Source organism: Bacillus timonensis, assembly GCF_000285535.1.
GTDB lineage: Bacteria > Bacillota > Bacilli > Bacillales > Bacillaceae_L > Ferdinandcohnia > Ferdinandcohnia timonensis.
The window spans coordinates 50,545-68,368 of record NZ_HE610991.1 but is presented as its reverse complement, the minus strand read 5'-3'; the positions used below and the strand labels follow the sequence as shown (position 1 = coordinate 68,368).

At 39.2% G+C, this 17,824-nt stretch carries 19 protein-coding genes; 6 read left to right on the top strand and 13 right to left on the bottom strand.

Annotated elements, in window-relative coordinates:
• Nucleotides 1–273: 273 nt before the first annotated feature.
• The 3 genes from cwlD to BTHG_RS23105 all read right to left on the bottom strand — a co-directional run bounded on the left by cwlD (nt 274) and on the right by BTHG_RS23105 (nt 2,583).
• On the bottom strand, nt 274–987 hold the full coding sequence (gene cwlD, locus BTHG_RS23115; RefSeq protein ID WP_010285138.1) for an N-acetylmuramoyl-L-alanine amidase CwlD: 714 nt from the start codon (nt 985–987) through the stop codon (nt 274–276).
• A gap of 66 nt (nt 988–1,053) precedes the next feature.
• Nucleotides 1,054–1,497 (bottom strand): YbaK family protein, encoded by a 444-nt coding sequence (locus BTHG_RS23110; protein WP_010285137.1) that lies wholly within the window; start codon nt 1,495–1,497, stop codon nt 1,054–1,056.
• Between the two features lie 855 nt (nt 1,498–2,352).
• Nucleotides 2,353–2,583, bottom strand: coding sequence for a hypothetical protein (locus BTHG_RS23105; protein WP_010285136.1), 231 nt, complete (start codon nt 2,581–2,583; stop codon nt 2,353–2,355).
• A 257-nt stretch (nt 2,584–2,840) separates the two neighbouring features.
• On the opposite strand from BTHG_RS23105, the gene BTHG_RS23100 reads away from it, so the two are divergent.
• From BTHG_RS23100 to BTHG_RS23080, 5 genes are all read left to right on the top strand, one after another.
• Nucleotides 2,841–3,557: an SDR family NAD(P)-dependent oxidoreductase gene (locus BTHG_RS23100; protein WP_010285135.1), complete on the top strand. Its 717-nt coding sequence runs from the start codon at nt 2,841–2,843 to the stop codon at nt 3,555–3,557.
• A 3-nt stretch (nt 3,558–3,560) separates the two neighbouring features.
• A complete protein-coding gene (locus BTHG_RS23095; protein ID WP_010285134.1) occupies nt 3,561–4,589 on the top strand; it encodes an S-adenosylmethionine:tRNA ribosyltransferase-isomerase in 1,029 nt (342 codons plus the stop codon).
• 13 nt (nt 4,590–4,602) lie between these two features.
• Nucleotides 4,603–4,941 (top strand): VOC family protein, encoded by a 339-nt coding sequence (locus tag BTHG_RS23090; protein WP_010285133.1) that lies wholly within the window; start codon nt 4,603–4,605, stop codon nt 4,939–4,941.
• Nucleotides 4,942–5,025: 84 nt separating this feature from the next.
• Nucleotides 5,026–6,141: a GAF domain-containing sensor histidine kinase gene (locus BTHG_RS23085; RefSeq protein ID WP_010285132.1), complete on the top strand. Its 1,116-nt coding sequence runs from the start codon at nt 5,026–5,028 to the stop codon at nt 6,139–6,141.
• 14 nt (nt 6,142–6,155) lie between these two features.
• Nucleotides 6,156–6,797, top strand: a complete 642-nt coding sequence (locus BTHG_RS23080; protein ID WP_010285131.1) for a response regulator — start codon at nt 6,156–6,158, stop codon at nt 6,795–6,797.
• A gap of 140 nt (nt 6,798–6,937) precedes the next feature.
• Here BTHG_RS23080 and fni read toward each other — a convergent pair whose 3' ends face one another.
• The 3 genes from fni to BTHG_RS23065 form a co-directional block, all read right to left on the bottom strand.
• Nucleotides 6,938–7,963, bottom strand: coding sequence for a type 2 isopentenyl-diphosphate Delta-isomerase (fni, locus tag BTHG_RS23075; RefSeq protein ID WP_010285128.1), 1,026 nt, complete (start codon nt 7,961–7,963; stop codon nt 6,938–6,940).
• Nucleotides 7,964–8,063: 100 nt separating this feature from the next.
• Nucleotides 8,064–8,876, bottom strand: coding sequence for a squalene/phytoene synthase family protein (locus BTHG_RS23070; protein WP_010285127.1), 813 nt, complete (start codon nt 8,874–8,876; stop codon nt 8,064–8,066).
• A gap of 283 nt (nt 8,877–9,159) precedes the next feature.
• A complete protein-coding gene (locus BTHG_RS23065) occupies nt 9,160–10,590 on the bottom strand; it encodes a PTS transporter subunit EIIC (protein ID WP_010285125.1) in 1,431 nt (476 codons plus the stop codon).
• 114 nt (nt 10,591–10,704) lie between these two features.
• On the opposite strand from BTHG_RS23065, the gene BTHG_RS23060 reads away from it, so the two are divergent.
• Complete coding sequence (locus BTHG_RS23060; RefSeq protein ID WP_010285123.1) at nt 10,705–12,432, top strand: amylo-alpha-1,6-glucosidase; 1,728 nt, start codon at nt 10,705–10,707, stop codon at nt 12,430–12,432.
• Nucleotides 12,433–12,469: 37 nt separating this feature from the next.
• Here the strand turns inward: BTHG_RS23060 and BTHG_RS23055 are convergent, their stop codons facing one another.
• The 7 genes from BTHG_RS23055 to BTHG_RS23025 form a co-directional block, all read right to left on the bottom strand.
• A complete protein-coding gene (locus tag BTHG_RS23055) occupies nt 12,470–13,189 on the bottom strand; it encodes a UTRA domain-containing protein (RefSeq protein ID WP_010285121.1) in 720 nt (239 codons plus the stop codon).
• 269 nt (nt 13,190–13,458) lie between these two features.
• The gene (gene rpsI / locus BTHG_RS23050; protein ID WP_010285119.1) at nt 13,459–13,851 is read right to left on the bottom strand and encodes a 30S ribosomal protein S9; all 393 of its coding nucleotides are present in this window, start codon (nt 13,849–13,851) and stop codon (nt 13,459–13,461) included.
• Nucleotides 13,852–13,871: 20 nt separating this feature from the next.
• Complete coding sequence (gene rplM / locus BTHG_RS23045; RefSeq protein WP_010285117.1) at nt 13,872–14,309, bottom strand: 50S ribosomal protein L13; 438 nt, start codon at nt 14,307–14,309, stop codon at nt 13,872–13,874.
• 144 nt (nt 14,310–14,453) lie between these two features.
• Complete coding sequence (gene truA / locus BTHG_RS23040) at nt 14,454–15,224, bottom strand: tRNA pseudouridine(38-40) synthase TruA (protein WP_010285116.1); 771 nt, start codon at nt 15,222–15,224, stop codon at nt 14,454–14,456.
• An 11-nt stretch (nt 15,225–15,235) separates the two neighbouring features.
• Nucleotides 15,236–16,027: an energy-coupling factor transporter transmembrane component T family protein gene (locus BTHG_RS23035; RefSeq protein WP_010285115.1), complete on the bottom strand. Its 792-nt coding sequence runs from the start codon at nt 16,025–16,027 to the stop codon at nt 15,236–15,238.
• Nucleotides 16,024–16,899: an energy-coupling factor ABC transporter ATP-binding protein gene (locus tag BTHG_RS23030; RefSeq protein ID WP_010285112.1), complete on the bottom strand. Its 876-nt coding sequence runs from the start codon at nt 16,897–16,899 to the stop codon at nt 16,024–16,026. The genes BTHG_RS23035 and BTHG_RS23030 overlap by 4 nt, the downstream gene beginning before the upstream one ends.
• Nucleotides 16,875–17,714, bottom strand: a complete 840-nt coding sequence (locus BTHG_RS23025; protein WP_010285111.1) for an energy-coupling factor ABC transporter ATP-binding protein — start codon at nt 17,712–17,714, stop codon at nt 16,875–16,877. The genes BTHG_RS23030 and BTHG_RS23025 overlap by 25 nt, the downstream gene beginning before the upstream one ends.
• Nucleotides 17,715–17,824 lie beyond the last annotated feature (110 nt).

The following is a 17,824-nucleotide window of genomic DNA, read 5'->3' as shown; positions in this document are numbered from 1 at the left end:
TTTTTGCGTCTCATTCTGAGGATTTGCGTCGAAATTAAGATATTTGCGTCTCGTTCCGAAGATTTGCATCATTTCTCAGATTTTTGCATCTCAATCTGAGGTTTTGCGTCTCACTCAAGATTTTTGCGTCTCATTCTGAGGATTTGCGTCGAAATTAAGATTTTTGCGTCTCGTTCCGAAGATTTGCGTCATAACTCGGATTTATGCATCTCGCTCCGAAGCGTCCATTTCAAATTTTTGCATCAGCTAAACTCATCATAAAAATAACCCACCTCATTCAGGTGGGTTAGATTCATTCGAAAAATAACGGTTAATGCCGGTATAAATGGAGGCAGCAACCTTGTCCTGATATTTTTCTTGTACGAGTAAAGCCTTTTCATCTGGATTTGAGAGGAATCCCACTTCTACAAGAGCACCTGGCTTTTTCGCGCTTTTTAATAAATATACGCCATTGATTGCTTTTGCTTGTCGTGTTGTATTACCAAGGTTGTTTCGAAGCTCATCTTGAATAAATTTGGCAACTTCTTCATTCTCTTTGAAGGTGCTGAAATAAAAGGTTTGTGCCCCTCTCCATCTAGGTGACGGGATGGCATTTAAATGTATACTTATAAATAAATCCGCATCTGATTCATTAATGATTTGAACACGTTTCTTTAAATCCTCGGTTTTCCGTCGGCTGTAGCCCCTCGTTCCATCAGGTGCTAAATCTATATCCTCTTCCCGTAGCATCTGCACAAAAGCACCTTGCTGTTGTAAATAATCGCGGAGTTTATAGGATATTTCGAGGGCGATGTCCTTTTCCTGGATGTCGCCGCTTTGGGCTCCCCCGTCAGGTCCACCATGACCAGGGTCAATGATAATAAACTTCCCTGATAAGGGTAAGCTCCACGGGTCCCAAACATCTTTATCCATAAATCGAAATTGTATAATTAAAAATAAAACAATAGCACCTAGAAGGATACCAATAATTTTTAGTTTCTTATTCATCATTTCCCTCCTGCATGTCCCTACATTAACTATATGGGACAAGGAGAGTATATATGATTAAAAATTCTAATGCAATTTTAGCCGGTATCTTTTTTCACCCTTCTGGAATCCTTCTGTCCACCAATAGGTGACATAGTGCTCACAAGCATAGTAAAGTGACTCATTTACAAAGCCGTGGTCACCAATATGTCCCCAATAACAAATAAACTCATATAACGCATCAATCAGGTTTTTCTCGAATCTGTAACATCTCATTCTCACTTCTTCAACAGATTCTCCATAATAACCAAATTTGCTATATTTAGCTCCTAGTAGATATGCCTCAATTGCAACATCAAGGCAGCCTTCTTCAATTGCACTTCCAAGTATAGAATCCATTCTAAAGAAACTACTAAATGAATCCATAACGTTCTTTTTTAATTCCTCTAATGAGAGCTCACGAAGCATTTTCCGTTCATACTTAATCTGCTTCTCTTTCCGTTTTTCCTTGAAGGTTGTAATAACATTCATAAAATAAACCCCCTTTGTCAAATAGTTTCCTACTGCATCTCCGTAAACATGCGCAAAACACAAACTACCTTAACTTCCAAATTAAACTATGCATACACTCGAAAAGAAGAACGGGCATCCTCTGCTTTTCGTCGACAAGCGTAAGACAAGCACTGACAAATGAGGCATTTTTCCTTCCGAAGCGATTGGATTATGACCTCTAGCCGATGGCGCCTGGATCTAGCCACAAACAAAAAGTCACTCAATCGAATAATAAAGGGTTCCGATTTCGGGTGCTTTATTAATAAATGACATGAACAATGACGTGTGAATTGGCACACTTCATTGTTCATATTTGCTAAGGTTCTTAAACAATACCTTCGTTTTTGACATACAATTGACACTCATTTGGATGATAGACAAAAAGCGTTGAACAATGAAAAAAGCGAGTCAAAATTTCTGTCAATTGCAATGCAGTTTCGAGGACTTACCTTATAGGTTGTGGGAACTGACTAAGCACCCAGGCAGGTGATAGACGGAAAAATTCCTCTTAATCAGTAAAAGACACTGAAAATAGCCTTAATAGACGGCGAGACTCCGCTTATTGACCATACAAATGTGAAAAAGTAGGGCTTTCGCTTTGGATAACTTGGAAATTTCCATTTATTTAGGTCTAAACGCCTCCATTCTGAATTTAAACGAAAAACCCCCGCTTATGTATTTTCAGCAGTTCACCATTAACGGCAAGACAACTCACCAACTACTGGGACATGTTTAATGGACAATTATGATACCCAGCCAACTGTCCTTATTTTAAGAAAAGCAACTCAAAAAAAAACGAAAAGCCCTCAATCTAATGATTGAGAGCCTTTATCTCTATACATCCGATGTCTTAATACTATTCGAAGTCTCGCGAATTGAACGTTCTTTGTGTTTCCCGACTAACCTAGCTACCTGCCAACCAATAACCATATGAACTACTCCCATTATAAGAAATAATAAATAATCCCCAATCGGTTCTGGAAGTAAAAGATCCACGACCAACCACATTCCTGCCGATGATGCACCTATAAAAGCACCTAGCATTGATTTTTGGATTCGACTCATTTTCCATCCATCCCTTCACATTTGTTTCTATTCTTACATTCATCATATGTGGGCGAAATGCTCGAAATAACTTGAAATTTGACGGATGGTTGTCCCAAGTCAAGATAAAGTGCGTGGGTACAATTGTTTTTTACTTGTGATGATACTAACTTTGAAATCTCATCCAAAAGTCGTAGATAAGTTCCAGCTTTTTTACGAAGATGGATTTTTCAAGAATCAGTATGCTTAAATCAACAACAACAAAAGGAGAGATACCCATGCTGAAAAACAAAGTTGTCATGATTACTGGAGCGTCAAAAGGTTTAGGTAGAGCTTTGACATTGGCTTTTGCCAAGGAAGGTGCAAGGCTCGCAATCTGCGCAAGGACAAAAGATGAATTACTAAAGGTAAGGGATGAGGCTGAAAATTTAGGGGCAAAGGTACTTGCGGTGACCGCAGATGTTTCCCTATCAAAAGATGTCGATCGGTTTGTTGCAATTACGGAAGAGGCATATGGTCACATTGATGTTTTGATAAATAATGCTTCCATATTAGGCCCGAGCCCAATGCCCCTGCTTCTCGATTTCCCAGAGGAAGACTTTGCTGAGGTACTGAGAGTCAATGCGTTATCAACTTTTCTAGTTACACGAAGGGTTTGTCTTGGGATGTTAGAGCGCAAACAAGGGGCAATCATCAATGTTACATCTGAAGCTGGGCATGTTGGATTTGCAGGTTGGGGAGCATACGGTGTTTCGAAATTCGCTGTAGAAGGCATCACCCTTACATGGGCGGATGAATTAAGTGAGACCGGTATTCGGGTAAATATGGTAGACCCTGGTGAAATGGACACAGAGATGCACCAACTGGCCGTCCCAAATTGTGATTATCCATTAGCAAAACCTGAAGAAGTCGTGGACATCTTTTTATATCTAGCATCTGACCGGGCAAAAGGCATTAATGGCAAGCGATTTTCAGCTCAGTCAGAGGAGGCGTAGGAAATGGTAGCGAAAGCTTTGGACTTTTATCTTCCAAACGAACTGAATGCTTCCCTCCCCCCTGAAAAGCGTGGCATCAGAAGAGATCATGTTCGAATGATGGTTCTTGATCGGTCTAATGGTAAACCTGAGCATGACCTTTTCTTTCATTTACCACATTATTTGCAACCAGGAGACCTTGTTATTTTAAATAACAGCCGGACCATACCAGCAGTTTTACAAGCAAAGTATTTTAGTAATGCGGTTCAAATAGCAGCCAACGTCGAAGTTCGACTGGCCAGACGCCTTACGGAGGATACATGGGAAGCACTCGTTGTTCAACCTCATGTAAAGATTGGCGGTACACTCATCTTTTCACCTGAACTTTCGGCAGTAGTAACTAGTGTAAAGGAGAATTCGCCATTACTCATTTTGAAATTTACGAAAAAAGGGACTGACCTTTTAAATATCATCTATACCCTCGGGGAGCCGATTCGTTATGAATATATTCATCACCCATGGGAGTTGGAGTATTATCAAACAGTTTTCGCAAGCCATCCGGGTTCAGTTGAAATGCCCTCAGCTGGAAGAGCATTTAGCTGGGAGCTGTTGTTTACATTAATGCAAAAAAGAGTGCAGATTGATTTTATTCAACTTCATACCGGACTTAGCTATTTACTTGATGACAGGTGGCATCAAACGCCAGAAGAGAATGAGGAAGAATACCATATTCCTTTGCAAACCATGCAAAAAATCCATGAGACGAAAGCAGCTGGAAAAAGGGTTATTGCGGTTGGAACAACAGTAGTTCGAGCACTGGAGACTGCTGCTACGTCTGGAATCCTTTCAGGAGTAACAAATTTATATATCAATCATCATTTCCCTTTAAAAGTGGCTGATGGGATCATTACTGGATTTCATGAACCCAAAGCTAGCCATCTAGATATGCTTTCTGCCTTTATTTCAGAGCAGCATCTGCTTCATGCTTACACACAAGCCATTGATGCGGGATATTTGTGGCATGAATTCGGGGATATGAATCTAATTATTTGATTGGGGGATTACTTTGAAATTTCATCATTATGGTCTCGAAGTGAATAATCTTGAGGATTCTGTTACTTTTTATAAAAATCATTTAGGCTTTAAAGAAGAAAAACGTTTAAGATTTATGGCTGAAGAAGTTGTGTTTTTAACTCTTGGCAGTTTTAGATTAGAGTTAATATCGAGTAATCGATTAAATACCCATATATGCTTTGAAGTAATCAATCTTAATATGGCGATGACCCAACTTATGGGCTTTCAAAAAATCGAAGGCCCTTATAAACTCGACAATGGATGGCAAACAGTCTTTTATGAAGGACCTAACCAAGAAATCGTAGAACTACTGCATATTACGAACACCTGAAAGTATAATTGCTACGAAAAGTGAAGTCTGAAAATTATAAATAAGCTATAATGAAAGCAGATACTTTATGGCGGAGGAAATTCAATGTCAGATGACAAATATCAAAAAATCAGCATATTAAAGGAAATTGCTGAGCTTCTCAACGAAGGAACAGACACAAAGAACGTATTGAGAGTTGTCTTGAAAAAACTTCTCCAAGTAACAGGGCTACAAACTGGTTGGATTTTTTTGATTGATAACGATGGCATGCATCAACTTGCTGCTGACGAAGCCCTACCACCTGCATTAGCCAATGACCAAAAGCGACGGATGTGTCACGGCAAGTGTTGGTGTGTAAATAAGTACAACAATCTGCAACTTACTAAAGCAACAAATATTATAGAGTGTAAGCGAATCGAGGATGCGCTTGATGAGGATGCCGGAGAAACATGTGGTCTAACTCATCACGCGACAGTCCCGCTTCGTGCAGGACAGGAACGATTCGGGATATTGAATGTCGGCGCTCCCAATAAAACACATTTTGAAAAAAACGAACTCGATTTACTTGAAGCTGTAGCCTATCAAATTGGAACCGCATTGAAAAGAATCAAACTAACCCAACGTGAACAAGAGACAGCACTTGTTACTGAACGTAATCGTTTGGCGCGGGATCTTCATGATTCTGTTAATCAACTCCTATTTTCTTTAAGTCTTACTGCAAGAGCTGGAGTTGAAATGACAGAAAGCACCGAAGTCAAACAAACGTTTACCTATATACAAGATATGGCTCAAGAGGCACTTGGAGAAATGAGAGCATTAATCTGGCAACTGCGTCCGGAAGGGCTCGAAAACGGACTCATTAGTGCCCTACGAAGCTATGCTGAAATGCTAGGTCTATCCATCCATACAAAACTAACTGGCGCAGCTAGCCTCCCCGGAAAAGTAGAGGAAGCATTATGGCGCATTGGGCAGGAGGCTCTAGCCAATTGTAAAAAGCATTCACAGACAACTGAGGTCTTATTATGTTTCCAAGCTTCTGAAGGTGGTGTAAATATGACCATTAAAGATAAGGGATGCGGCTTTCACTATGAAGAAAATCTCGAAATACCTTCGTTGGGATTACGAAATATGAAAAAAAGGACAGAAGCATTAAAAGGGACTTTTTATTTACAAAGCAGCCCGGGGTTTGGGACAGAAATAGGCGTCCGTATCCCATTTTAGGAGGGAGACATGCAATGAGTATTAAGATATTAGTAGTTGACGATCACCATGTCGTCAGGAGAGGTCTCGTTTTTTTCCTTCGTACACAAACAGATATTGAGATTGTCGGTGAAGCGGCAAATGGAAAAGAGGCCATTACACAAGCAAAGTTGGTAAACCCAGATTTAATTCTCATGGACTTGGTAATGCCCGAAATGGATGGCATTGAAGCAACAAGAATCATTAAAAAGGAAAAACCTGAAATAAAAATTATGATGCTAACCAGCTTTTCTGATCAAGACCACGTCATTCCTGCCCTAGAAGCAGGAGCGTCTGGGTACCAATTAAAGGACATTGAGCCCGATGACCTTGTCATCTCGATTAACAGAATCATGGGCGGTGAAAACCAACTCCACCCAAAGGCAACCTCTCACCTACTGGCGAACCTTTCCAATAATCGAAACCAGAAGAAAAATTCACTAGAGGAATTAACCAATAGAGAGCTAGACGTGTTAAAGGAAATTGCCAAAGGAAAAAGCAATAAAGAAATCGCAAGTTCCTTATTCATTACCGAAAAAACAGTCAAAACTCATGTATCAAACTTACTCGCTAAGCTCGAATTGACTGACCGAACACAAGCAGCACTTTATGCAGTAAAGAATAAACTGGTTGACTAAAACGGATGTAGGAGGGATACTCCGTCCGTTTTGGCAATAAAAAACCCTCAACCAATTAGTTGAGAGTCTTCGACTGACCAAGGTATTCCCTTTTAATTGACAGGACCATTTTCACCATTTCTTCAAGCGTGGGTTGCCCTTCAATTCTTCAAGCGTGGGTTGCCCTTCAATTCTTCAATCGTTTGTGCCCCGATTCCGAACATCGACATCTGAAGTTCCATTTCCCGGACCTTCATCACTTCCAGTACATCTTCAACGCACTGTGTCGCTTCTTTCAGAATGGACCTTCCGAAACCAACCAAGTCAGCCCCTAACGCAATCGCCTTAGCACCGTCTAGTCCTGTCTGCATTCCCCCACTAGCAATTAGTGGCTGGTTTTCAATTTCTCCCCGAACCAATTGAATTGATTCAGCAGTTGGAATTCCCCACTCACTGAATGCCTCTGCAGCAACACGTTTAATCTGATCTTCAACTCGAAACTTTTCCACTTGGCTCCAGGAAGTGCCTCCTGCTCCCGCAACATCAATAAAGGTAACACCAGCCTTAACTAGCTTCTTTGCAGTTTGACCATCGATTCCCCATCCTACTTCCTTAACTCCGACTGGGACTTCTAGGGTGCTGCATAGTTGTTCAATTTTCTCTAATAACCCTTTAAAATTCGTATCTCCCCTATCCTGTAGCACTTCCTGAATACTATTTAAATGAAGAACGAGCATATCCGCTTCGGTCATCTCAATAATTTTCCTACATTCCTCGATACCATATCCGTAGTTAAATTGAACGGCGCCCAAGTTTGCAATAAGTGGTACACTCGGTGCATACTTTCTCATCAGAAAAGAAGAAAAGTGTCCATCACTATCGAGCAGTGCACGTGTGGAACCAAGCGCAAGTGCCCAGCCCCTTTCTTCTGCTGCAATAGCCAAATTTCGATTTATCGTCTCTGCAAGAGCAGTCCCACCCGTCATGGAACTAATGAGAAATGGTGTTTTGCATTGAAAGCCAAGGAAGTTCGTTTCAATAGAGATATCATCAAAATCAATCTCAGGAAGTGCATTGTGGAGAAACCTATAAGACTCCAATCCTGTTGAGATTGAATCACCCGTTACTTTTTCATTTAAGGTAATTTGAATATGTTGTGATTTTCTTTGTTCGATTGTATTGGCCATCAGCAACACCTGCCCTTATCATCATAATTCGTTAAAGATACGCCTCTAACTCCCGTTAAATTCGAACGACGCTGTTTCATTGATTCTGATTAACAAGAAATTAATTAGTCTGAACTTCGTCAACCGTTTGTTCAACCTCTGCACGTGTTATTTTTTCACGTCCCTCTTTCATCGCCTTTAATGTTTTGTGGGCTAGGGCAAGCGGCAGACGGCAAAATAATAAAATACTTTTCTTACTTAGTGACTTCATATATTCATCAGCTTTCGCTAGGTTTTCTTCTGCATATTCAAACAACTCTGCTCGGCTCCATCCATCTGGCACAAAGCTTACACCACGTTCATCGAAATCTTCCTTCTGATTGCGTAAAATGTTTACAGCCTGAAGCCCACGTCCGTACCCGATAGCAAGTTCCCGATCTGTTTTTTCATCTCCATAGTGTTCCCATAAGTCCGAAAGCAGTACGCCAACAAGTCCTGCAACATAATATGTATACTCATCCAAATCTTCACGCGTTTGAATATTCCAGTTGACTTTCGCCCATTTCGCCATTCCAAGGGCCATCTCACTAGCTGCATCCATGATGATTGATAGTGTGTCTTTTGGACAAGCTTGTAGCCATTCTTGTAATCGAAGTGTAACTTCTGGCATTTGATCTTTTTTCAATCCAAGTATTCTTATATATTCTTCGTTATCGAATGGTTTTTTAAATAAGTCACTTATTTGCATTAGCATTGTAGATTTTACATCATTGTCCAATTCTTCATGATCTTCTATTTCATCAATTGCTCGAAAAACCAGATAAGCAGAAGCAACTGAATACTTTAACTCCTTTTGCAAGAACGTAATCGGTATGTAAAATGTACGACTCGTCTCTTTTAACATACGCATTGCCTCTTTAGGAAATCCACTCATCATTCTTTACCTCCTTATGTTACCTATCTCTACTTTTCAAAGAAAGTGTTTCTAAAAAGTATTTTGTCAGATATTCCATTCTAATAGTACTTATCCTTTAAACTCCAGTATACATTACATTTTAACGAATAAGTGAATGAAAGAACTTCCAAATGATAAGTACTTTTTTATTTGTTTTTTAGGTAAAAAAAAGACCCCCAACCAATTTGGTTGAGAGCCTTTGATAACCCCAAATTTTAGAATTGAGGTGCCAACGAGTGCCTAAGATCTACTTTTCTCTGGTCTATTTTTTCACAACATCTTTACCAGACTTAAAAAACTTACTTTTACCTAACCCAAATGTTAATCCAACGGTAAAGATGAATGTGATTGCCATCCCTGTGAAATAGAAACCCCAATGTTCTGGATAAACAGAAAGGAATGATAAAACTCCTCCCACTCCAACAGAGGTAGCTTTCACCCCTTGTGCCGCTAAATATGCACTTCCAATTGCACTACCTACCATAACAGCTATGAAAGGATATCTAAATCGAAGGTTGATTCCGTAAATAGCTGGTTCGGTAACGCCGAGCCATGCGGATAATGTTGCAGTAAGTGATACACTTTTTAATTTTTGGTTTTGCTTCAAAATAAAGAACATCGTCAACGCAGCAGCACCTTGGGCAAGTGTAACTGTTTCGCCAATTGGCCATAATGTAACGTAGCCAAGTGTACCGGCCATTTGAAGATTTACCCCTAAGAATATGTGGTGCATGCCCGTAATAACAAGTGGACCTGAAATAAATCCATACACGCCCCCTGCAAACGCAGGTGATAATTCAAATAGATAGAGAATACCATTCGTAATCCAATTTGAACCTGTCATCGTAATTGGCCCGATAACTCCGAATGTTAAAAGACCAGCGATGACTAATGCGAGCGGTGCCACAAAAATCATTTGTAAATTATCTGGAATTAAGCGTTTCAAACGTTTCTCAAACCAAACTAAAATCCAAGTAGCAAAAATAACAGGAAGAACTTGTCCTTGATATCCTATTTTGGCAATGTCCCAACCAAATAGATTCCAGTACTCCACTTCACTTGGATTTTCTGCATAGGCATAAGCTGACATTAATGAAGGGTGTACTAATAATAGCCCCAACACAATCCCTAATAACGGGCTACCTCCAAATTTCCTAGCAGCCGACCACGCGATGAGCACAGGTAAGAATGTAAATGCCGTATTAGCAATGACATTAATGAACTCCGCAAACCCCGTCCAGCCCGCATGCACATCTAACACGGATTTTTGGTCATAGAAAATACCAGGGTTTGCAAGCATATTATTTAATCCCAAGAGAAGACCTGCAGCAACAATTGCTGGAAGAATCGGAATAAAGATGTCTGCCAAGACCCGGACAACTCTCTGAATGATATTTCCCTTTTCAGCAGTTATCTGCTTCATTTCATCCTTACTTACCTCTACTGCACCTGTCTGATTTACAAACTCATTGTAAACTTTCTCTACAAGCCCAGGACCAATGATAATTTGAAACTGGCCATTTACTGAAAACGTCCCTTTCACCAGTTCATTTTCTTCTAACGCCTCTTTATTGACTTGGCTTTCATCTTCTAATACTAAACGTAGCCTTGTCACGCAGTGAGTTGCATTAGTGACGTTTTTAGATCCACCGATATTTTTTATAATATTGGATACTTGATCTTTAATAGCCATGCGCTAACCTCCATTTATCGAATCGCTTACACAAATTTCTAACTTGTTTAAACAAGTTAATTATAGTACAGTAGATTTTGTTGTCAATATAAATTTAAAAGAGGAGTGTTCACTTTGGATATACGGGTCACACCTATGAGTCATTTCGGTTCTTACATGGCAGTCACATACCAAGAGAGCCAAACCCCTGAGAAAAATGGGCTTTATATAAATTCAGTAAGGGGAAAGTCCAAACATCATCAAAATGCTCTTAAAGTCATCCCAACAATTAATGGGACTCCTGTTGAATACACCTATGAAGCTGATGAATGTAAGATTGTCCTGACATTTGATGGAGGAAACATCTATTTATGCTTTGAAGATGCTGAAAGGATTTTTATACAAGGTCGTGGGGAAAATGTTGGTCTAACACTAGACACTCAACCAATTTTCAACTTTGAATATAACTATCTCCTAGGGAATGCTGGTGAAGAGTATTGCATTGTTAACAGCTACAAAAATCTGACTAAATACATGATCTTTGCACCACAAGGATCCGTTTTCCTTCAACAAAACGTATTTATGGATACGACAGGAAGCACAAACAAAGCCGATAACATATCAAGCATTCAAATCACATCAACCAAAGAGTCAAATGAATTCTTATGTGTCATTGAAGACATTGCTACGAACGGAGCAGTTCCTGAAATAAGAGAGTATAAATTTGAAGATGCACTAAACAAGAGTACAAATCATTTTTTGAGATTCTTATCTAAGCACCCTATTGTTCCAGAGAGATATCAACAAACACTAAGAGAAGCTGCTTATTTAAACTGGACATGTATCGTGAATGAACAAGGGTTGTTGAAAAGAAAAGCCATGTATATGTCAAATGCAAATTTCCCAGGTGTTTGGAGTTGGGATAATGCCTTCAATGCATTAGCACTCGCTGGTGTCGATGATGGACTTGCATGGGATCAAATTCAAGTCTTATTCGATTATCAGGACGACAAAGGCCAAATTCCAGGTTCTATAAGCGACTCGACCATCCGCTGGAATTTCTCCAAGCCTCCTGTACAAGGATTATTTGTGCTAAAGATGATGGAAAAAATGACGTTGACTACTGAACAATTAGAAACGATATTTACTCAAATCCAAAGACATGTGGAATTTTATCTACAATACAAAGATTTCAATGGCGACGGAATTTGTGAATACCATCACGGTAATGATTCTGGACAGGACAACAGTACAGTGTTCAGAAATGCAAACATCATTGACTCACCAGACCTAACTGCTTTTTTGATTAAATCAATGGATATGCTAGCTGTTGTAGCTGAAAAACTTGATAGAGACCAAGATAAGAAATATTGGGAAGAACAATCCGCACAATATACACAGAAGTTTTGTGACTATTTCCTTGTTGAGGACCTGCCAATAGCTCGATTTACAAGAGACGGTAAAATAATTGACAGTCAAGGAATCTTGCCTTTAATTTCAATCATCTTGGCAAACAAACTTCCTGAAGCGGCTAAAAAGAACATCATCAATGTTCTAAAGAGTGAAAGGTATTTAACAAAGTGGGGAATCGCGTCAGAAGCCATAGACAGTCCTTTTTATGAGGAAGATGCCTACTGGAGAGGACCGATTTGGGCTCCTACCACTCTCCTCTTTGTAGAGGCATTTGAAGAGTGTGGGGAACAAGAATTAGCAAATGAAATAACAGAGAAGTTTCTTGAACTATGTAAAAATGGGGGATTTGCAGAGAACTTCCATGCTGAAACAGGAAGAGGTTTACGAGACCTTGCTCATACGTGGACGTCTAGCGTATTTATTCACTTAGCATCAAAACTGGCTAAATAACAAAAAGTGTGCGAGAGCTTCATCTCGTACACTTTTTTTACTTTCGTTGTGTTTGGTCAAAGAATACAAAGTTACTTGGAGTATGCCTTGATAAAGTAAATTCAAACATCACACCATCTGCATTAAAAATATGACTAGTAACAACGACGACACTATTAAATCCATCTAATTTTAAATATTTCTCATCCATGTCGTTTGTTCTTTCTACCACCATTTTTCGCTGGGCAGTGACCGCTCGTTGGTCCAGCTCTTTATCTAGGAATTCGTAAATTGAATCCTCTGCTATCTCCAACGTTAATCCTTTTGCAATATCTTTCCTAAAATAATTGTAGTCCATAATGACCGGATTTCCTTCTAAATAACGGACACGCTTTAGGTGAAACACTTCAACCCCAATTGGAAACCTCGTATGCTCGTGAAGGTTTTGATCTACCACCAATTCCTCAAAGACGATGACCTCGGTCCGATGCTTCTTATTGTTTCGAGTCGCAAACTCCTTAAATGTTTCCGTCTCACCAAACATATATTCATTCTTTCTAAAGTCCTGATAAATAACGCGCACACCTTTCCCATGTTTGGTTTGCACATACCCATCGTCCACAAGATTTCCGATTGCTCTTCGTAAGGTATTCCTTGAACAGTCATATATTTTAACTAATGTATTCTCTGAAGGAATGAATTGTTGATACTGGTAAACATTCTGCTCAATTTTCTTTTTTAAATCTTCATATATTTTTTCGTACTTTGTATTTGACATGCCAGCCTCCTATGCCCAACATAGTTTCTATAGAAAATAAAAACATAGGTTTTAAGTCACTTTTCTTTATGGTCCCCTTCAATACTTACATTGCCTGAGCATTCAACTTCAACTATCATACTATCTTCTCATTTATCCGCATTTCAAGTATATCATTAAAACTTATACATCCGTTTTCTTTCCCCAAAAATTTCATTATTTCATTTTTTGGCAAACAAAAACAGGCTATCTCATCATGGATGAAATAGCCTGTAATTTTATTACTAAGATTAACGTTTTGAGAACTGAGGTGCACGACGAGCGCCTTTAAGACCGTATTTTTTACGTTCTTTCATACGAGGATCACGAGTTAATAGTCCAGCTGATTTTAAAGTTGGACGGAACTCAGGATCAGCTTGTAGTAAAGCACGAGCGATACCATGACGGATAGCGCCAGCTTGACCAGTGTATCCTCCGCCATTAACGTTAACAAGAACGTCATAATTACCTAAAGTTTCAGTCGCATTTAGAGGTTGTTTTACAACTTCTCTTAATGCTTCGAATGGAATATAGTCTGCAATGTCACGACCGTTGATTACAATGCGTCCGTCGCCAGGAACTAAACGTACACGTGCAACAGAGCTTTTACGACGACCAGTGCCATAATATTGTACCTGTGCCAAATTAATACCCTCCTTAATAATTAACCGCGAAGTTCGTAAACTTCAGGTTGTTGTGCTTGATGTGGATGTTCGCTTCCAGCGTAAACGTGCAATTTCTTGATCATTTGACGACCAAGTGAACCTTTTGGAAGCATTCCTTTAACTGCAAGTTCAAGCATTTTTGTTGGATAGTTTGTGCGCATTTCTAATGCAGTTCTAGACTTTAATCCGCCTGGGAATTGACTATGACGGTAGTAAATCTTATCGTTTAATTTATTACCTGTTAATTCGATTTTTTCAGCGTTGATAATGATAACATTGTCACCAGTGTCAACATGTGGTGTAAAAGTTGGTTTGTGTTTTCCACGAAGTAATGTTGCAACTTCAGTTGATAAACGACCTAAAGTTTTGCCCGCAGCATCTACAACATACCATTTGCGTTCTATATTACTAGCATTAGCCATAAATGTTGTACGCATGAGTTTCCCTCCTAATTTCACTAACGTTTCATATTGTATTTAATCACGATTAAAGTTCCGGGGCTTTAACGTGGGGTTTAAATATCATACCTAAAATATAATATAACTTTCAGGGTGTAATGTCAAGGAAATGTTACACCAGGATTAGTTGTTATAATAATTTTTATCCTTCCATTCCTCATAAAACACCTGCCATAGGCACAAACCCTGGCCTGGCGCGGTCTTTCCTGCTAATGATCTATCCTTCCCAGACAGGATATTCTCAATCATCCTAGCCTCTCTTTGGCCGCTTCCAACTTCTAGTAAAGTCCCTACTAAAATTCGCACCATATTATATAAAAATCCATTTCCAACAAACGAAAAAATCAGCTCATCTTCATGTTTTTCAATTTTTATTTGGTAAATAGTACGAACCTTATCTTGCACTTCGGTCTTTGAAGCACAAAAACTTGTAAAATCATAGGTACCTATCAGATAGTCTGAAGCTTCCCTCATTGCAGCAAGATTAAGTGGATATGGATAATAATACGTATAATGACGCTTAAAAACGCAAGGTTCTTTGCTGACTAATAACCGATATCGGTACTCTTTCGCCTTTACATCGAAACGCGCGTGAAAGTCTAGAGCAACCATTTCTACCGAACGAACGGAAATGTCATTCGGGAGCAGTGAATTTAAGGCCCGTTTCCAACCCTCAACAGGAATAGATATTCGGGAATCAAAATGGATGACCTGTCCGAGTGCATGAACTTTTGCATCCGTTCGACCTGATGCAACAATACTCACTGGTTCCCCTTTATGCATTTTCTGTAAAGCAGTCTCAAATTCCGATTGTACTGTTCGTTTATTCGGTTGTACCTGATACCCTGAAAAATGAGTACCATCATACGAAATAATGCATTTATAGCGATTCATTTTTTACCTCATTATCCACGTAATAAAAATAATACAGCTGCGGTTACAAAGAGTAGTACAAGCATAAGTGTATCAATGGCACGCCACTGTAAAACACGAAGCTTGGTCCGCCCTTCTCCACCTCGGTATCCTCTTGCTTCCATAGCAATTGCAAGCTCCTCAGCACGTTTAAACGAGCTTATAAACAAAGGAATTAATAAAGGAACGACCGCTTTCATACGGTCCTTAATCGGGCCACTCGTAAATTCGACCCCCCGGGCAGCCTGTGCCTTCATGATTTTCTCTGTTTCTTGCATCAATGTCGGGATAAATCGAAGTGAAATTGACATCATTAGTGCAAGCTCATGTGTAGGTAGACCCATTTTTTTAAATGGTGCTAATAAACTCTCCATGCCATCTGTAATTTCAATTGGTGTACTTGTTAATGTTAATATTGTCGTCATAATTATTAAATATAATAGCCGCAATGATATAAAAATCCCTTGTGTTACGCCACCCTCATAAATTTGAAGCCAACCAAAGTCAACTAATAGGTTACCTTCTTTCGTCAGAAAGATATGAAGGATAAATGTGAAAAGTATGACCCATAGAATGGGTTTTAGTCCCGAAAGAATGTAGCGTAATTGAACCTTTGTTAGGAATACAATCACTAAAGTGTAGATTCCTAATAATGCATAGGTTAGAACAGAGTTTGCTAAAAAAACAATAAAAACATAACAGAAAATTAAAAGCAATTTTGCTCTTGGGTCCATTTTATGAATCGGAGAGTTCCCTGGGATATAACGTCCGATAATGATGTTCATAACCCGACCCCCTCACCTTTAAGGGCATTTCCTACATACTTCACAATTTCATCTACTGATAAACTAGCAGAACGAGGAATCTTAATTCCTAACTTTCTTTCGAGCAACCCTTTTAATCTAACAGCCTCAGGAACATCTAGCCCTAAATGGAGAACCTGTTCAGGGTTAGAAAAAATCTCAACTGGATCACCTTGAAATTTAATTGTCCCTTTTTCCATAACGAGAATTTGATCTGCATATCGGGAGGCATCCTCCATACTATGAGTTACAAGAATTGTTGTAAGTCCTCGTTCTTTATGAAGTTTATAGAACATCTCCATAATTTCAAAACGTCCCCTTGGATCCAAACCTGCAGTAGGCTCGTCCAAAACTAATACGTTTGGATTCATTGCCAAGATTCCAGCAATCGCAACCCGTCTCATTTGACCTCCACTTAAATCAAAAGGAGATTTCGATAAATATTCTTCTGAAAGGCCAACCATGCTAATAGCCTGTCTGGCTCTTTCCTTTGCTTCTTCCAATGAAACACCAAAATTCAATGGTCCAAAACATATATCTTTCTCAACTGTCTCTTCAAACAATTGGTGCTCTGGAAATTGAAAGACAACCCCTACATTCTTTCGGAGTGGCTTTAGATTTTTTTGCTTTTGTTTTGAGCTAATTGTACGATCTCCAATGGTAATGGAACCTGAGGTTGGCTGTAGGAGACCATTTAAATGCTGTAGAATTGTTGATTTTCCAGAACCGGTATGTCCAATAATAGCAGTGTAAGAACCAGATTTTATTTTTGCATTGACGTCAAATAAGGCAAGCCTTTCAAATGGAGAACGAATTTGGTAGCGGTGCTCTAGTTTTTCGATTGTAATGTCCATAACTCATCCACCAAACCTTCTTCTGTTATATGATTCTTTGAAAGAGGAACCCCGATTGCTCGTAGTTTTTTAGATACTTTTACAGAAAAAGGTAAATCCAAACCAATTTCTACAAGCTTTTCATCTAAAGCAAAGATTTCTTCAGGTTTTCCTTCCGCAAATAATTGTCCCTGATTCATCACAATGATTCGATCTGCCCTTGCTGCTTCCTCTAAATCATGTGTAATTGACATCACCGTGATTTGACTCTCATTCTTGATTTCCCTTATCGTTTCTAAGACCTCTGTGCGCCCTATAGGGTCCAACATCGAGGTTGCCTCATCTAGTATGATTAAATCAGGCTGTACGGCTAAAACACCTGCAATTGCAACTCTCTGCTTTTGCCCACCAGAAAGTTGATGTGGTTCATACTCAAGAAAGTCCTTCATTTTTACCATATCGATGACTCTATCAATCCTAGATACCATCGTTTCCCGAGGAATGCCGTTGTTTTCCATTCCAAAGGCAATATCGTCCTTAACAGTCGTACCTACAAATTGATTATCTGGATTCTGAAACACCATACCAATTTTCCTACGAATGTCCCATATCGAATTTTCATTTAGTTGGATACCTTCAATGGTTACGGTTCCTGTTTGAGGCAATAGTAAACCGTTTAGTATTTTAGCTAACGTAGATTTTCCTGAGCCATTATGTCCTACAATTGCTAGCCATTCTCCTTTTTGAACAGAGAATGAAAGATTTTCTAAAGCAAACCTTGTATTTTCCGTGTATTTATAACTTATCTGATCAACGACTAAAAGGGCTTCACTCATTCTCATTCCCCCCACTAATTACGTTATTTCCATAGAAATAATACTATTCTCGTCTCAACTTAATCAAATACGTACTGACGTATTTGCCGCCTAGATTTTTTTCGAGTTCG

Coding starts and splice junctions, on each gene's coding strand:
- cwlD (WP_010285138.1), bottom strand. CDS start 987: ATGAATAAGAAACTAAAAATTATTGGTATCCTTCTAGGTGCTATTGTT.
- BTHG_RS23110 (WP_010285137.1), bottom strand. CDS start 1,497: ATGAATGTTATTACAACCTTCAAGGAAAAACGGAAAGAGAAGCAGATT.
- BTHG_RS23105 (WP_010285136.1), bottom strand. CDS start 2,583: ATGAGTCGAATCCAAAAATCAATGCTAGGTGCTTTTATAGGTGCATCA.
- BTHG_RS23100 (WP_010285135.1), top strand. CDS start 2,841: ATGCTGAAAAACAAAGTTGTCATGATTACTGGAGCGTCAAAAGGTTTA.
- BTHG_RS23095 (WP_010285134.1), top strand. CDS start 3,561: ATGGTAGCGAAAGCTTTGGACTTTTATCTTCCAAACGAACTGAATGCT.
- BTHG_RS23085 (WP_010285132.1), top strand. CDS start 5,026: ATGTCAGATGACAAATATCAAAAAATCAGCATATTAAAGGAAATTGCT.
- BTHG_RS23080 (WP_010285131.1), top strand. CDS start 6,156: ATGAGTATTAAGATATTAGTAGTTGACGATCACCATGTCGTCAGGAGA.
- fni (WP_010285128.1), bottom strand. CDS start 7,963: ATGGCCAATACAATCGAACAAAGAAAATCACAACATATTCAAATTACC.
- BTHG_RS23070 (WP_010285127.1), bottom strand. CDS start 8,876: ATGAGTGGATTTCCTAAAGAGGCAATGCGTATGTTAAAAGAGACGAGT.
- BTHG_RS23065 (WP_010285125.1), bottom strand. CDS start 10,590: ATGGCTATTAAAGATCAAGTATCCAATATTATAAAAAATATCGGTGGA.
- BTHG_RS23055 (WP_010285121.1), bottom strand. CDS start 13,189: ATGTCAAATACAAAGTACGAAAAAATATATGAAGATTTAAAAAAGAAA.
- rplM (WP_010285117.1), bottom strand. CDS start 14,309: ATGCGTACAACATTTATGGCTAATGCTAGTAATATAGAACGCAAATGG.
- truA (WP_010285116.1), bottom strand. CDS start 15,224: ATGAATCGCTATAAATGCATTATTTCGTATGATGGTACTCATTTTTCA.
- BTHG_RS23035 (WP_010285115.1), bottom strand. CDS start 16,027: ATGAACATCATTATCGGACGTTATATCCCAGGGAACTCTCCGATTCAT.
- BTHG_RS23030 (WP_010285112.1), bottom strand. CDS start 16,899: ATGGACATTACAATCGAAAAACTAGAGCACCGCTACCAAATTCGTTCT.
- BTHG_RS23025 (WP_010285111.1), bottom strand. CDS start 17,714: ATGAGTGAAGCCCTTTTAGTCGTTGATCAGATAAGTTATAAATACACG.